The organism is Streptomyces sp. NPDC048566 (assembly GCF_043199735.1).
Classification (GTDB): domain Bacteria; phylum Actinomycetota; class Actinomycetes; order Streptomycetales; family Streptomycetaceae; genus Streptomyces.
In genome coordinates, this window is sequence record NZ_JBICWL010000023.1 from 47,190 (window position 1) to 61,479 (window position 14,290).

General features: G+C 70.2%; 12 protein-coding genes and 1 tRNA gene. 3 read left to right on the top strand and 10 right to left on the bottom strand.

The window, feature by feature from the left end; genetic code table 11:
* The first annotated feature begins 111 nt into the window (after nt 1–111).
* On the top strand, nt 112–816 hold the full coding sequence (locus ACGFS9_RS26565; RefSeq protein ID WP_393256720.1) for an SIMPL domain-containing protein: 705 nt from the start codon (nt 112–114) through the stop codon (nt 814–816).
* A 243-nt stretch (nt 817–1,059) separates the two neighbouring features.
* Nucleotides 1,060–2,496, top strand: a complete 1,437-nt coding sequence (pyk, locus tag ACGFS9_RS26570; RefSeq protein WP_393256721.1) for a pyruvate kinase — start codon at nt 1,060–1,062, stop codon at nt 2,494–2,496.
* Between the two features lie 60 nt (nt 2,497–2,556).
* On the opposite strand, the gene ACGFS9_RS26575 is transcribed toward pyk, so the two are convergent.
* Together ACGFS9_RS26575 and ACGFS9_RS26580 are read right to left on the bottom strand one after the other, a co-directional pair.
* A complete protein-coding gene (locus tag ACGFS9_RS26575) occupies nt 2,557–3,348 on the bottom strand; it encodes a transposase (RefSeq protein ID WP_393256722.1) in 792 nt (263 codons plus the stop codon).
* 89 nt (nt 3,349–3,437) lie between these two features.
* Nucleotides 3,438–3,520: transfer RNA gene (locus ACGFS9_RS26580), tRNA-Leu, on the bottom strand.
* Between the two features lie 102 nt (nt 3,521–3,622).
* Between ACGFS9_RS26580 and ACGFS9_RS26585 the strand changes: the two genes are divergently transcribed.
* Nucleotides 3,623–4,279, top strand: a complete 657-nt coding sequence (locus ACGFS9_RS26585; RefSeq protein ID WP_393256723.1) for an ANTAR domain-containing response regulator — start codon at nt 3,623–3,625, stop codon at nt 4,277–4,279.
* A gap of 94 nt (nt 4,280–4,373) precedes the next feature.
* Here the strand turns inward: ACGFS9_RS26585 and ACGFS9_RS26590 are convergent, their stop codons facing one another.
* From ACGFS9_RS26590 to ACGFS9_RS26625, 8 genes are all read right to left on the bottom strand, one after another.
* Nucleotides 4,374–5,090: an ABC transporter ATP-binding protein gene (locus ACGFS9_RS26590; protein WP_393256724.1), complete on the bottom strand. Its 717-nt coding sequence runs from the start codon at nt 5,088–5,090 to the stop codon at nt 4,374–4,376.
* Nucleotides 5,087–5,998, bottom strand: coding sequence for an ABC transporter ATP-binding protein (locus ACGFS9_RS26595; RefSeq protein WP_393256725.1), 912 nt, complete (start codon nt 5,996–5,998; stop codon nt 5,087–5,089). The genes ACGFS9_RS26590 and ACGFS9_RS26595 overlap by 4 nt, the downstream gene beginning before the upstream one ends.
* Nucleotides 5,999–6,003: 5 nt before the next feature.
* Nucleotides 6,004–7,827 carry a branched-chain amino acid ABC transporter permease gene (locus tag ACGFS9_RS26600; RefSeq protein ID WP_393256726.1) on the bottom strand — a complete coding sequence of 608 codons (1,824 nt, stop codon included), beginning with the start codon at nt 7,825–7,827 and terminating at the stop codon, nt 6,004–6,006.
* A gap of 5 nt (nt 7,828–7,832) precedes the next feature.
* Nucleotides 7,833–8,765 (bottom strand): branched-chain amino acid ABC transporter permease, encoded by a 933-nt coding sequence (locus tag ACGFS9_RS26605; RefSeq protein ID WP_393256727.1) that lies wholly within the window; start codon nt 8,763–8,765, stop codon nt 7,833–7,835.
* 109 nt (nt 8,766–8,874) lie between these two features.
* Nucleotides 8,875–10,110 carry a branched-chain amino acid ABC transporter substrate-binding protein gene (locus tag ACGFS9_RS26610; protein ID WP_393256728.1) on the bottom strand — a complete coding sequence of 412 codons (1,236 nt, stop codon included), beginning with the start codon at nt 10,108–10,110 and terminating at the stop codon, nt 8,875–8,877.
* Nucleotides 10,111–10,394: 284 nt separating this feature from the next.
* On the bottom strand, nt 10,395–11,021 hold the full coding sequence (locus ACGFS9_RS26615) for a Tat pathway signal sequence domain protein (protein WP_393256729.1): 627 nt from the start codon (nt 11,019–11,021) through the stop codon (nt 10,395–10,397).
* A 334-nt stretch (nt 11,022–11,355) separates the two neighbouring features.
* Entirely contained in the window at nt 11,356–11,838 is a 483-nt protein-coding gene (locus tag ACGFS9_RS26620; protein ID WP_393256730.1) for a PaaI family thioesterase, read from the bottom strand.
* 62 nt (nt 11,839–11,900) lie between these two features.
* Nucleotides 11,901–14,180 carry an FdhF/YdeP family oxidoreductase gene (locus ACGFS9_RS26625; RefSeq protein ID WP_393256731.1) on the bottom strand — a complete coding sequence of 760 codons (2,280 nt, stop codon included), beginning with the start codon at nt 14,178–14,180 and terminating at the stop codon, nt 11,901–11,903.
* Between the last annotated feature and the right edge of the window lie 110 nt (nt 14,181–14,290).

The window sequence follows — 14,290 nt, forward strand, 5'->3', positions numbered from 1 at the left end:
TGACGCGCGTAGATCATGACCCACCAACCGGCCGCGCAACAGACCCGGAACGTTTCCATCCGATGTCCCTCGGGCATCACACCGGCCAACTCCGGTGACAGAGTGGGACACATGACACCCGCCGGCGCCACCACCCCCCACGGCACCCCCGACGAACCCCACCTCACCGTCCGCGGCGAAGCCCACCTCGACGCCGACCCCGAGATCGCCCGCATCGGCATCACCGTCACCGCCCGCGGCAAGGACCGCCGCGAGACACTCGCCGACCTCACCCGCCGCAACACCCGCGCCCTCGACCTCGTCAAAAGCCACGGCGACAGCGTCGAACACGTCGAGACCGGCCACCTCTCCATCAGCCCCGAACTCGGCCGCCACGGCCGCGGCGAACGCGTCCGCACCCACCACGGCCACCTCCACATCACCGCGACCCTCGGCGACTTCACCGCCCTCGCCGACCTCACCACCGCCCTCGCCGACCTCGACCTCACCCGCGTCGACGGCCCCACCTGGGACCTCCGCCCCGACTCGCCCGCCCACGCCACCGCCCGCCGGCAAGCCGTCCACGACGCCCTCCGCCGCGCCCGCGAATACGCCGACGCACTCGGCACCACCCTCACCGCCCTGCTGGAACTCGCCGACACCGCGGCGGACGACCCCCACCCCCACCCGCCCCAGGGCGCCCGCTTCGCCGCGGCACCCTTCGCCGGCGCCGCCCCCACCGACGACGAACCCGCCCCCCTCGACCTCCAACCCCGGCGCCTGCACCTCCACGCCGCGGTCAGCGCCCGCTTCACCCTCGCCCCGCCCCGCCTCTGACCACCCCGCCCCGCCCCGCTCCCTCCAAGCCCCTCCCGCGTCACCCACCGTCACCACCCCTCTCCGCCCCGCCGCCACCGAACGACCGTACGGACCGCGCATCCCGCCGGCCCCACCACGACCCCGCTCATCAGAGCGCCCCGGCGCACAATTCAACACTTGTCAAGAGGCTTTCACCCAAAGGACGTTGAGCGGTCATGCACGACCAAACCCCTACCCACCGGTAAGCCCTAGGCTCGAACCATGCGCCGAGCAAAAATCGTCTGTACATTGGGCCCCGCCACCGACTCGTACGACCAGATCAAAGCCCTCGTCGAAGCCGGAATGGACGTAGCCCGCCTCAACCTCAGCCACGGCTCCCACGCCGAACACGAGGAGCGCTACCAGCGCGTGCGAAAGGCCTCCGACGAAACCGGCCGCAGCGTCGGCGTCCTCGCCGACCTTCAAGGCCCGAAGATCCGCCTCGGCCGCTTCACCGAAGGCCCCGTACTCCTTGAACGCGGAGACGCCTTCACCATCACCGTCGAAGAAGGCGCCCAAGGCGACCGGCAGACCTGCGGCACCACCCACGACGGACTCGCCACCGACGTCACCCCCGGTGAACGCATCCTCGTCGACGACGGCAAGGTCACCCTCGAAGTCACCTCCGTCGACGGCCCCCGCGTCCACACCACCGTCGTCGAAGGCGGCATGGTCTCCGACCACAAGGGCCTCAACCTCCCCGGCGTCGCCGTCTCCGTCCCCGCCCTCTCCGACAAGGACGAAGCCGACCTCCGCTGGGCCCTGCGCGCCGGCTGCGACGTCATCGCCCTCTCCTTCGTCCGCAGCGGACGCGACATCGACGACGTCCACCGCATCATGGACGAAGAAGGCCGACGCCTCCCCGTCATCGCCAAGATCGAAAAACCCCAGGCCGTCGACGCCATCGACGACATCGTGGCCGCCTTCGACGGCATCATGGTCGCCCGCGGCGACCTCGGCGTCGAAATGCCCCTCGAACAGGTCCCCATCGTCCAAAAACGCGCCATCAAGCTCGCCAAGCGCAACGCCAAACCCGTCATCGTCGCCACCCAGATGCTCGACTCGATGATCGACAACTCCCGGCCCACCCGCGCCGAGGCATCCGACGTCGCCAACGCCGTCATCGACGGCACCGACGCCGTCATGCTCTCCGGCGAGACCAGCGTCGGAAAATACCCCGTCGAGACCGTCGCCACCATGGCCAAGATCGTCGCCGCCGCCGAAGAGGACATCCTCGCCAAGGGCCTGCCCCCCCTCACCGAACGCAACAAACCCCGCACCCAGGGCGGAGCCGTCGCCCGCGCCGCCGCCGAGATGGGCGACTTCCTCGGCGCCAAGTTCCTCGTCGCCTTCACCCAGTCCGGCGACACCGTCCGCCGCCTCTCCCGCTACCGCTCGCCCATCCCCCTCCTCGCCTTCACCCCCACCCCCGCCACCCGCTCCCAACTCAACCTCACCTGGGGCGTCGAGACCTTCCTCGGCCCCCACGTCGACTCCACCGACGCCATGGTCGACCAGGTCGACGAACTCCTCCTCGCCTACGGCCGCTGCGCCAAGGGCGACGTCGTCGTGATCACCGCCGGCTCCCCGCCCGGCGTCTCCGGCTCCACCAACCTCGTCCGCGTCCACCACATCGGCGAGGACGACAGCCCCAAGTGACCCCTCCACCACCCCGGGCCCCCGAGTCGCCGGGGGCCCGCTCCGGCGCGGGCCGACGGGTCAGTGCTTCGGCCCGACGTGGGCGTCCATGAGAGCGACGGACGCCCGCCTGGCGATCGAGATGTTGTACGGGGCGCCCCGGCGCGTGCAGTGGGTCCAGTCGACACCGATCTTGTCCAGCGTGTCGGTGAACAGCCCCCTGATGTCGTCGGAGACATTGGTGAAGAAGTACCGCGGGTACTCGTAGCGCTTGCGCTCGCCGGCGATGAGGCGCGTGGTCCAGTTGACGATCCGGCAGCCGTCGGAGTGGATCAGACCGCGGACCAGGTCCCAGGGATGCGTGTCCACCACGTCCCGCTGCCAGGGTTCGAGCACGATGGGGCGCTCGTGCTTCCTGCCGGGGCCGTGCTGGGGGAAGAGGCAGTCGAGGTGCTTGAAGTAGACCTTGACGTTGTGGGAACCCTTGGCGCGCACACGGCAGGTGGCGTTGTGGGGGAACACGGCCCGCAGAGCGCGCTCGGCGCTGTCCTGGATACCGGGCCACGCGTCGTCGAGGGTGATCACGAGACTCGGCACCCGGTGCTTCGCGTAGTGGCTGATGTGCCCGTCGCCCAGATACAGGCCCAGGAGATAGCTGTACTCGGCTTCGTCGAGGTCCCGGCCATCACACCGAGGACAGAGGAGAGACGGGCGCACGGTGGCGGGCTCGCCGCGCTCGGCCCGGTCCCGGTGTTTCCAGTAGCCGACCGTGCCGGGCGGGATCCCGAACCGGCGCGCCACCTCGGTGTTCCTCACACCCTCACGGAGGAGTGCCACCGCCTGTCGTCGTATCTCTGTGCCATGGTCGTACATGTGGCCACTCTGCGTTGCGGAGAGTCACCGTGTGCAGCAAAAAGGCGGAGGTTCACCCGGACGTGAACCTCCGCCGATGACGTGCTCTGTGCCGGGTGCGGGATTCGAACCCGCAAGCCCTTTCGAGCAGAGGTGTTTGAGACCTCCGTGTATACCGTTCCACCAACCCGGCGCGACGTGGCTGTGCGGAAGCATACCGGGTCATCACAGCGTGCCGCCGCTAGGTAGTCTTCTTGAGCAGCACTACCTGCCCGGCCCGTAACAAGGAGCCCCCGTGACCGCCCCCGAGTCGCCCCAGCCCGCAGACGCGCCCGACGACGACACGTCGCACGTGCCTCCGCTGACGACCCGCGTCGTCATCGCCGAGGACGAGGCGCTGATCCGTCTCGACCTCAAGGAGATGCTGGAGGAGGAGGGATACAGCGTCGTGGGTGAGGCCGGTGACGGTGAGCAGGCCGTCGAGCTGGCCCGTGAGCACAAGCCGGACCTCGTGATCCTCGACGTGAAGATGCCGAAGCTCGACGGCATCTCGGCGGCCGAGAAGATCGCCGGGGAGTCGATCGCCCCGGTGCTGATGCTCACCGCGTTCTCGCAGCGCGACCTGGTCGAGCGGGCCCGGGACGCGGGTGCGATGGCGTACCTGGTGAAGCCGTTCAGCAAGAGCGACGTGGTGCCGGCGATCGAGATGGCGGTGTCGCGGTTCGCGGAGTTGCGGGCGCTGGAGGGGGAGATCGCGGATCTCACGCAGCGCCTGGAGACGCGCAAGCTGGTGGACCGCGCGAAGTCGGTGCTCCAGACGGAGTACGGGCTGACGGAGCCTGCGGCGTTCCGCTGGATCCAGAAGACGTCGATGGACCGTCGTATGTCGATGCAGCAGGTGGCGGAGGCGGTCATCCAGGACGCCGAGGAGAAGAAGGCGTCGAAGGGTTAGGCGCCGGCCGCGCGGTGGCGTCGGAGCGTACGCGAAGGCCCGCACCCCTTGGGGGGTGCGGGCCTTCGCGTGGGTGCGGCGGGGCCGCGGTGGGTCAGTCCTCGCCGAGGTAGGCCTTGCGGACGGACTCGTCGTGGAGGAGGTCCTGGCCGCTGCCGGAGAGGACGATGCTGCCGACTTCCATGACGTGTCCCTGGTCGGCGAGGCTGAGGGCGGCCTGGGCGTTCTGCTCGACGAGCAGGATGGTGGTGCCGGAGGCCTTCAGTTCGGCGATGGTGGACATGATCTTCTGCATCATGATCGGGGAGAGGCCCATGGAGGGTTCGTCGAGCATGAGCAGTTTGGGCTGGGACATGAGGGCGCGGCCCATGGCGAGCATCTGCTGCTCGCCTCCGGAGAGGGTGCCGGCGGCCTGCTTGCGGCGTTCTCCCAGGATGGGGAAGAGGTCGTAGGCGCGCTGGATGTCCTTCTCGATGCCGGCTTTGTCGTTGCGGAGGAAGGCGCCGAGGCGGAGGTTGTCCTCGATGGTCATGCGGGGGAAGATGTGCCGGCCTTCGGGGGAGTGGGCGAGGCCGAGGGAGACCACTTCGTGGGCGGGGACCTTCTTGAGGGACCTGCCGTTGAACTTGATCTGTCCGCCGACCGGCTTGAGGAGGCCGGAGAGGGTGCGCAGGGTGGTGGTCTTGCCGGCGCCGTTGGTACCGATGAGGGTGACCACCTGGCCTGCTTCGACGGTGAAGCTGATGCCCTTGACGGCTTCGATCTTGCCGTAGGCGACGCGGAGGTCCTCGACCTCGAGGAGTGCGGTCATCGGTCGTTCTCCTTGCCGGGCACGGCGTCCGTCGTGGGCTGGGCGTGTGCCTCGGCGGCCTGGACTTCTGCCGCCTCTTCGTCGCCGGGGGCGTTCTCGAAGGGTTCGCCGAGGTAGGCGGCGACGACGCGTTCGTCGCCCTGGACGGTGGCGCTGTCGCCTTCGACGAGTTTTTCGCCTTGGACGAGGACGGCGACGCGGTCGCAGAGGTTGAAGATGAAGCGCATGTCGTGCTCGATGACGAGGACGGCGATGCCCTTGTCGCGGATGGCGAAGACGAGTTCCTCGGTGGCGCGGGTCTCCTGGGGGTTCATGCCGGCGGTGGGCTCGTCGAGGAGGAGGAGTCCGGGTTCGCTGGCGAGGGCGCGGGCGATCTCCAGTTTGCGCTGTTCGCCGTAGGGGAGGTTGCGGGCGAGGTGTTCGGCTTTCCGGCCGAGGCCGACGAATTCCAGGAGTTCCATGGCGCGGGCGCGGGAGGCGGCTTCGGCGCGGTGGAATCCGGGGCCGCGCAGGAGGGCGGACCAGAGTCCTTCCTTGGTGCGGGTGTGGCGGCCGACGAGGACGTTCTCCAGAACGGTCATGTTGGCGAAGAGGCGGATGTTCTGGAAGGTGCGGGCGATGCCTGCCGCGGTGACCTTGAAGGATTTGGGCGGGAGGACGGCGCCTTTGTAGCGGACTTCGCCTTCGGTGGGGATGTAGAGGCCGGTGAGGCAGTTGAAGAAGGTGGTCTTGCCGGCGCCGTTGGGGCCGATCAGTCCGACGATCTCGCCGCTGTTGACGGTGAGGTCGACGCCGCGGACGGCGGTGAGGCCGCCGAAGCGCATGGTGACGCCGCGGGCGTCGAGGACGGTCTCGCCGGGGGCGGAGGCGCCGGGGGCGGCGTCCTGGGTGGTGGTGTCGGTTGTCATCGTGGTCAGGCCCCTGCCTTGGTGAGGACGGCGGGCGCTTCGGCTTCTTCGTGGAATTCGAGCTGGCGGCGCCGGTTGGGGATGAGGCCCTCGGGCCGGAAGCGCATCAGCAGGACGAGCGCGAGGCCGAAGGCGAAGAGCTGGTAGTCGCCGAGGAACTGGAGCTTGGCCGGGATCAGGTAGAGCAGGGCCGCGCCGACGAGGGGGCCGGAGATGGTGCCCATGCCGCCGAGGACGACGGCGGCGAGCAGGAAGGCGGAGTTCGGCGGGACGACGTGGGCGAACTGGTACTGCTCGGGGGTCACGGTGTAGGTGACGTGGGCCTGTACGGATCCGGCGAGTCCGGCGAGGGTGGCGCCGAGGGCGAAGGCGATGAGTTTGACGCGGAAGCCGTTGATGCCCATGGCGAGGGCGGCGGTCTCGTCCTCGCGGATGGCGATCCAGGCGCGGCCGATGCGGGAGTCGCTGCTGCGGCGGAACACCACGACCACGATGAGGGTGATGAGCAGCATGAGCAGGAAGTAGTTGGCGAAGCGGCCGATGGTGGCTCCGAGGAGGACGTGTTCCTTGCCGAAGTCGAAGCCGAGGATGTTGAGGTTGGGGATGGAGGAGATGCCGTTGGAGCCGTTGGTGACGTCGGGGCCGGAGGTGCCGTCCATGTTGAGGACGGTGATGCGGAAGATCTCTCCGAAGCCGAGGGTGACGATGGCGAGGTAGTCGCCGCGCAGGCGCAGGGTGGGGGCGCCGATGAGGACGCCGAAGACCATGGCGACGGCTCCGCCGAGCAGGGCGGAGGCCCAGAAGGGCCAGTGCACGTGCAGGGGGGAGGAGGGGGACCCGGAGACGAGGGCGGCGGTGTAGGCGCCGACGCCGAGGAAGGCGACGTATCCGAGGTCGAGGAGGCCGGCGAGGCCGACGACGATGTTCAGGCCGAGGGCGACGGTGGCGAAGATGAGGATGTAGACGCCGATGGTCGCGTACTGGTCGTTGGACTGGGTGAAGGGGAAGGCCGCGGCGGCGGCGAAGGCGCCGGCCATGGTGACGGTGCGGTGGCGGCTGGTGATCGTCGAGATCCGGGCCACGAGCCCGGCCTTGGCGACGGCGGCGAACCCGAATCCGGCGGTGATGAGGAAGCCGATGAAGAGTTCGTCGTACTCGGTGCCGATGCCGTAGTCGAAGACGATCAGGCCGAGGGCCATGACGGCGCAGATGACGAGGATCTCGGCGTAGGCGGGGAGGGTGCGGGCCGGTGCGGGTGCGGTGCCGGCGAAGGCCGCCTTGAAGGTGTTCCACTTCTGGCGGGTGGTGTGGCGGACGACGTCCCAGCCGGTGTCGTCGGGGTCGGCGAGGTCGGGTTCGGGCCGTTCGAAGGGGAGGGCCAGGGCGCCGACGAGCGCGATGAGGGTGGCGGCGGCGGCGACGTAGCCGCCGGGCTCCAGGTTGACGACGCCGCCGAGTTCGGAGCTGATGGCGAGGACGGTGTACCAGGCGGTGGCGAAGGTGCCGAGGGCGGCGAGTTTGACGGCGCTGTCGCCGCTGCCGGGGGTCAGCCAGCGGAGGCCTTTGACGCCGTAGGAGGCGAGGCCGAAGAGGGTGGTGAGGATGCCGCCGACGAGGACGAGGACCTGGAGGCCGCCGGGGTAGCCGTAGACGGTGAGGTCGCCGGGGAACTGGGAGGTCCAGGTCCAGGCGAGGAAGGTGGACAGGACGGTGAGGGCGCCGCCGCCGGTGGCGAGGGCGCGGCCGAGGGCGGTGGGGAGGCCGATGAGACCGGTCTGCGCCGTTGTGGGGGCGTCGGGGGTCTGTGCCGTGGTGGTCTGTGTGGTCATCGGTGTCACGCCCTGTCCGCGACGCGTTCGCCGAGCAGGCCCTGTGGCCGGAACAGCAGAACGAGGATGAGGAGTACGAAGGCCCAGACGTCGGCCCAGGACTGGCTGCCGAACTTGTCCATGCCGGGGATGTCGGCGATGTAGGCGGTGGAGAGGGCTTCGGCGACGCCGAGGACGAGGCCGCCGAGCATGGCGCCGTAGATGTTGCCGATGCCGCCGAGGACGGCTGCGGTGAAGGCCTTGAGGCCGAGGATGAAGCCCATGCGGAAGTCGATCTGGCCGTACTTGAGGCCGTAGGCGACCGAGCCGACGGCGGCGAAGGTGGCGCCGAGGGCGAAGGCGATGACGATGATGCGGTCGGTGTTGACGCCCATCAGCTTCGCGGTGTCGGGGTCCTGGGCGGTGGCCTGCATGCCGCGTCCGGTGCGGGTGCGCATGACGAAGTAGGCGAGGAAGCCCATGCTGATGGGCGCGGCGACGAGGAGGAAGACGTCACCGGTCTGGATGGTGACGTTGCCGATCTCGAAGGGGCCGCCGTCGATGGTGGGGAAGGTGCGGGCGGACTTGGCCTCGGGGTACCAGGCCCAGACGGCCTGCTGGAGGGCGAGGGAGAGGCCGATGGCGGTGATGAGCGGGGCGAGGCGGGGTGCGGTGCGGAGGGGCCGGTAGGCGAATCGTTCCGCTCCGACGGCGACGGTGACGGCGACGAAGATGGCGCCGACGAGCATGAGCGGCAGGGCCAGCCACATGGAGGTGCCGTCGGGAAGGATGTAGACGTAGACCGTGAGGGCGCCGAAGGCGCCGGTCATGAATATCTCGCCGTGGGCGAAGTTGATGAGCTGGACAATGCCATAGACCATTGTGTAGCCGATGGCGACCAGCCCGTACATGGATCCTAGTAGCAGGCCGTTGACCAGCTGCTGCGGCAGTTCGTTCACCGCATGTCCTCCGAGCTTTCGGAAAGTTCGACGAATGGGGCCGGATGCGAGTCCGCGCGGGGCGCCAGTGGAAACAGCGCCCCGCGCGGCTCGGTGGTGCGGGTGTGGGTCAGCTGCCGCTGTAGGTGCCGGACTCCACGGCCTTCCAGGCGCCGTCCTCGACGGAGTAGACGGTGAGCTGCTTGTTGGTGGCGTCACCGTACTCGTCGAAGGAGACCTTGCCGGTCACGCCGTCGAACGAGACGTTCTGCATGGCGGCGGTGACCTTGGCGCGGGCGTCGGAGGGCAGCTTGCCGTCGTTGTCGTCGACGACCTTCTTGACGGCCTCGATGATCGACCAGGCGGAGTCGTAGGAGTAGCCGCCGTAGGCCGCGTACTCCTCCTTGTAGCCGGCCGCCTTGTAGTTGGCGACGAACTCCTTGGCCGAGGGGAGGGTCTCGACCGGGGCGCCGACGGAGGTGGCGAGGTCGCCGGTGGCGGAGGAGCCGGCGAGCTTGATGAAGTCGTCGGCGTAGATGCCGTCGCCGCCGACGAGCGGGATCTTGGCGCCGGCGGCCTTGATCTGCTTGCTGAGCGGGCCGGCCTGCGGGTATTCGCCGCCGTAGTAGACGACCTGGGCGCCGGAGTTCTTGACCTTGGTGGCGACCGCGGAGAAGTCCTTGGTGTCCGGGTTGATGTGCTCGGTGCCGACGACCTTGCCGCCGAGCTTCTTGAACTCGTCGCTGAAGGTCGCGGCGAGGCCGGCGCCGTAGGTCTTCTTGTCGTCGATGACGAAGACCTTGGTGTGCTTGGCCTTGTTGTAGACGTACTGGGCGGCGAAGGGGCCCTGGATGGCGTCGGTGGTGGCGGTGCGGAAGTACGACTTGTACGTCCGGGCCTTGGTCTTCTGCCAGTCGGTGCCCTGGGTGAGGGCGGGGTTGGTGTTGGCCGGCGAGACCTCGACGAGGTTCGCGTCGTCGAAGACCTTCTGCATGGACTCGGCGACGGAGGAGTTCAGCGGGCCGACGACGCCGAGGACCTGCTTGTCGCCGACGAGCTTGGTGGCGTTCTGCTGGCCGGACGAGGGCTGGGCCTGGTCGTCGAGGGCCTGGATCTTGAAGGTGACGCCCTTGACGTAGTTCTTCTTGTTGGCCTGCTTGGCCGCGAGGTCCACCGAGTTCTTGATGCCCAGGCCGAGAGCGGAGAGGTCGCCGGTCAGCGGGGCGTCGACACCGATGACGACGGTGGTGCCACCGTTGCCGGAGTCCGAGCCCTTGTCGCTGCTGTCTCGCGAGCCGCAGGCGGTGAGGGTGAGAGCTCCCGCCGCCAGCGCGGCGGTGATGGCGATGAGCGAACGTTGACGCACGATCAGTCCTTTCCCCAGGCACAACCGCATCCCCGTGGAAGCGGTCGAGTCGCACGCTGGCCCGTATGGCATTCGAGGCGCGGTGACTGGCCGTGACTCTAAGCGTGGCGGGGAATGTCGAGGAGGGTCTGACGAATGCTGTGACGCTCTTGTTATGACACGAGGTAATGCAGAGCGGTACACGGTGGGGGAAACGCTGGAATTACGGCCGATTCGCCCTGTCCACATGGTGAGAACCCGCAGGAACGCCTCGGTGCGTTCAGGAGTCTCGGCGCTTTTGGTGATTACGAGTTCTTGTTGCTGCAGGCGACCTTCAGGGCGGCGGAGAGGTGTCGCGCGTACGCCGATCCGAGGATGAAACTCTGGGCTTGTATTGCGCGCGCATTACGCAGAGTTACTTCCAGGAAAGGCAGTCCGGCGTCCTTCGGAACACGTCCGCAATCCGTCACCCGCATGGTGATCGTGATCTTGCGGGACGTTCCCGCCTTCGTCCGGAAGGGGGCGGGCGGGACGGAGGCGAGGGTGAGCCCGGCGTAGGGCTGCGTTATCCGGGTCACCGTGACGGGCGGCCCGGACGCCACGCTCATCCGGACGGCGAACGCGAAGCTGCGCGGTCCGGTACCGGGCGGCGCGACGGGCTCGTCGACGAAGTCGAGCGCCACCACCTGTGCGGGATAAGGGAGTTCGGGCGGTGGCGGCTCCGGAGGGCGGGACGCCCAGAGGTAGCCGCCGCCCGCCAGGACCGCCGCGCCGGCGGCGAGGGCCGTCGCCGCGCGGCGGTGCCGCGGCGAGCGCGGCGCGAGCCGGCGGAGGCCGACGGGCCCCGGACGAGGGGCCGTTGACCCGTCCGGCGGCGGGCTGTCCCAGGCGCGGGTGTCCTCGCCCGGCTCCACCGGGCCGATCCCCGTCATCGCGGGGCGCCCGCGGGACGGGCACCGCCGGGCGGGTCCGCGACGGTCCGCCGGGTCACCGGATCACAGCGGAGGGCGGGCGGGACGTCCGGGGCGCGGACCGCTGCGCCGGCGCGCCCCGCGGGGGGCGGTCCGCCGGCCGCCCGCGCACCAGGGGGCCGGGGGTGTCCTCGTGGTCCCATGCGGCGACGCTACGGCGCCCGGACGGTGCGGGCAACGGGCGCGGCCGTGCCGGGCGCGCGGCCGGAGCGGCCCCGGGCGCCGCCGTCCCGGCGCGCCCCGGCGCGCGCGTTCGCGCACGCCGCGATCCGGCGTGATCCGGGCGGCCCCGGGGCTACGCGGGTGCGGGCGCGGCGTCGCCGGGCCGGACGTCGCGCAGCAGGCAGGTCAGGCGCGCGGTGCACACCCGCCGGTCCGCCTCGTCGCTGATGACGATCTCGTACGTGGCCGTCGAGCGGCCGCGGTGCACGGGGATGGCGACACCGGTGACGAGGCCGGAGCGGGCGGCGCGGTGGTGGGTGCAGTTGAGGTCCACCCCGACGGCGATCTTGGTGCTGCCGCCGTGCAGCATCGAGCCCACCGAGCCCAGGGTCTCGGCGAGCACGGCGGAGGCTCCGCCGTGCAGCAGGCCGTAGGGCTGGGTGTTGCCCTCGACGGGCATGGTGCCGACGACGCGGTCCGCGGAGGCCTCGACGATCCGCACGCCCATGCGGTTGCCGAGGTGGCCCGCGGAGAAGAGGGCGGGCAGGTCGACGCCGAGTGCCGCGTACTCGTCGATGACCTCTTGCGGGAACGTCGGGGTGTGCTCTTCGCCCATCGGGTCCTGCTCCGTTCGTCGTGGACCGCCGCGCCGTGGATGCGCTCGTACTGAGCGAACGCTCAGTCGGCCGCCGATTGTTCCAGACGGACGACCACGGACTTGCTGGCAGGGGTGTTGCTGGTGTCGGCGGTGGCGTCCAGGGGGACCAGGACGTTGGTCTCCGGGTAGTAGGCGGCGGCGCAGCCCCGGGCGGTCGGGTAGTGCACGACGCGGAAGCCCGGCGCGCGCCGCTCCACGCCGTCCTTCCACTCGCCGACGAGGTCGACGTGGCTGCCGTCGGCGACGTTCAGCTCGCGGGCGTCCTCGGGGTTGACGAGGACCACGCGGCGTCCGCCGCGGATGCCCCGGTAGCGGTCGTCGAGGCCGTAGACGGTGGTGTTGTACTGGTCGTGCGAGCGCAGCGTCTGGAGCAGCAGCCGGCCGGCGGGCAGGGCGGGGAACTCCACGGGGGCGGCGGTGAAGTTGGCCTTGCCGGTGGCCGTGGTGAAGCGCCGCTCGTCGCGCGGGGCGTGCGGGAGTGCGAAACCGCCGGGAGCGGCCACGCGCGCGTTGAAGTCCTCGAAGCCGGGGACCACGCGCGCGATGCGGTCGCGGATGGTCCCGTAGTCCTTCGCGAACTCCTCCCACGGGGTGGCGCTGTCCGCGCCGAGGACGCTGCGGGCGAGACGGGCGACGATGGCGGGCTCGGACAGCAGGTGGGGGCCGGCCGGTTCGAGGCGGCCCCGGGAGGCGTGCACCATGCCCATGGAGTCCTCCACGGTCACGAACTGCTCCCCGCCGTCCCTGAGGTCGCGTTCGGTGCGTCCGAGGGTGGGCAGGACGAGCGCGCGGGCGCCGGTGACGACGTGCGAGCGGTTCAGCTTGGTGGAGACGTGCACGGTCAGCCGGGCCCGCCGCATGGCGGCCTCGGTGACGTCGGTGTCGGGCGAGGCGGAGACGAAGTTGCCGCCCATGGCGAAGAAGACCTTCGCCTCGCCGTCGCGCAGCGCCCGGATGGCCCGCACGACGTCGTAGCCGTGTTCGCGGGGCGGGGCGAAGCCGAACTCGCGCTCCAGGGCGTCGAGGAAGGCGGGGGCGGGGCGTTCGAAGATGCCCATGGTGCGGTCGCCCTGCACGTTGGAGTGGCCGCGGACGGGGCAGACGCCGGCGCCGGGGCGGCCGATGTTGCCGCGCAGCAGGAGGAAGTTGACGACCTCGCGGATGGTGGGCACGGCGTGCTTGTGCTGGGTGAGGCCCATCGCCCAGCAGACGATGGTGCGCCGTGAGGCGAGGACCATCCGCAGGGCCTCGTCGATGCCGTCACGGGTGAGGCCGGTGGCGGTGAGCGTCTCCTCCCAGTCGGCGGCGCGGGCCGCCTCGGCGAACTCCTCGAAGCCGTGGGTGTGTTCGGCGACGAACTCCTCGTCGACGGCGCCGTCGGTGGCGAGGATCAGCTTGTTGAGGAGGCGGAAGAGGGCCTGGTCGCCGCCGAGGCGGATCTGCAGGAACAGGTCGGTCAGCGCGGCGCCCTTGAGCATGCCCTGCGGGGTCTGCGGGTTCTTGAAGCGCTCCAGGCCCGCTTCGGGCAGCGGGTTGACGGTGATGATCTTCGCGCCGCCCGCCTTGGCCTTCTCCAGGGCGGAGAGCATGCGCGGGTGGTTCGTGCCGGGGTTCTGCCCGGCGACGATGATCAGGTCCGCCTGGTGGAGGTCGTCGAGCAGGACGCTGCCCTTGCCCACGCCGATGGTCTCGGACAGCGCGGAACCCGACGACTCGTGGCACATGTTCGAGCAGTCGGGGAGGTTGTTCGTGCCGAACTCGCGGGCGAACAGCTGGTAGAGGAAGGCGGCCTCGTTGCTGGTGCGGCCCGAGGTGTAGAAGACGGCCTCGTCGGGGGAGGACAGGCCCCGCAGCTCCTCGGCGATGATCTCGAAGGCGCGCTGCCAGCCGATCGGCTCGTAGTGGTCGCCGCCCTCCGGCAGGTACATGGGGTGGGTGAGGCGGCCCTGCTGGCCGAGCCAGTAGCCGCTGCGGCCGGCCAGGTCCGAGACGGGGTGCGCGGCGAAGAAGTCCGGGGTGACCCGGCGCAGGGTGGCCTCCTCGGCGACGGCCTTGGCGCCGTTCTCGCAGAACTCCGCGGTGTGCCGCCGGGACGGCTCCGGCCAGGCGCAGCCGGGGCAGTCGAAGCCGTCCTTCTGGTTGACGCGCAGCAGGGTGAGCGCCGTGCGGCGGACGCCCATCTGCTGCTGGGCGACGCGCAGGGTGTGGCCGATGGCGGGCAGTCCCGCGGCGGCGTGCTGCGGCTCGGTGACCCGTGGGGCGTCCTGGACCGGATCGCCGGCGGGCGGCTTGCTGGCCATGGCTGGACCCCCTTCGCGTACGCACCTCGGTGTGCGTCTCCTGGTAGCCCTTCGATCCTCGCACGCGCCGCCGGTGACGACGGCCGGGGGCCGCGGGAATCCGGGGCCGG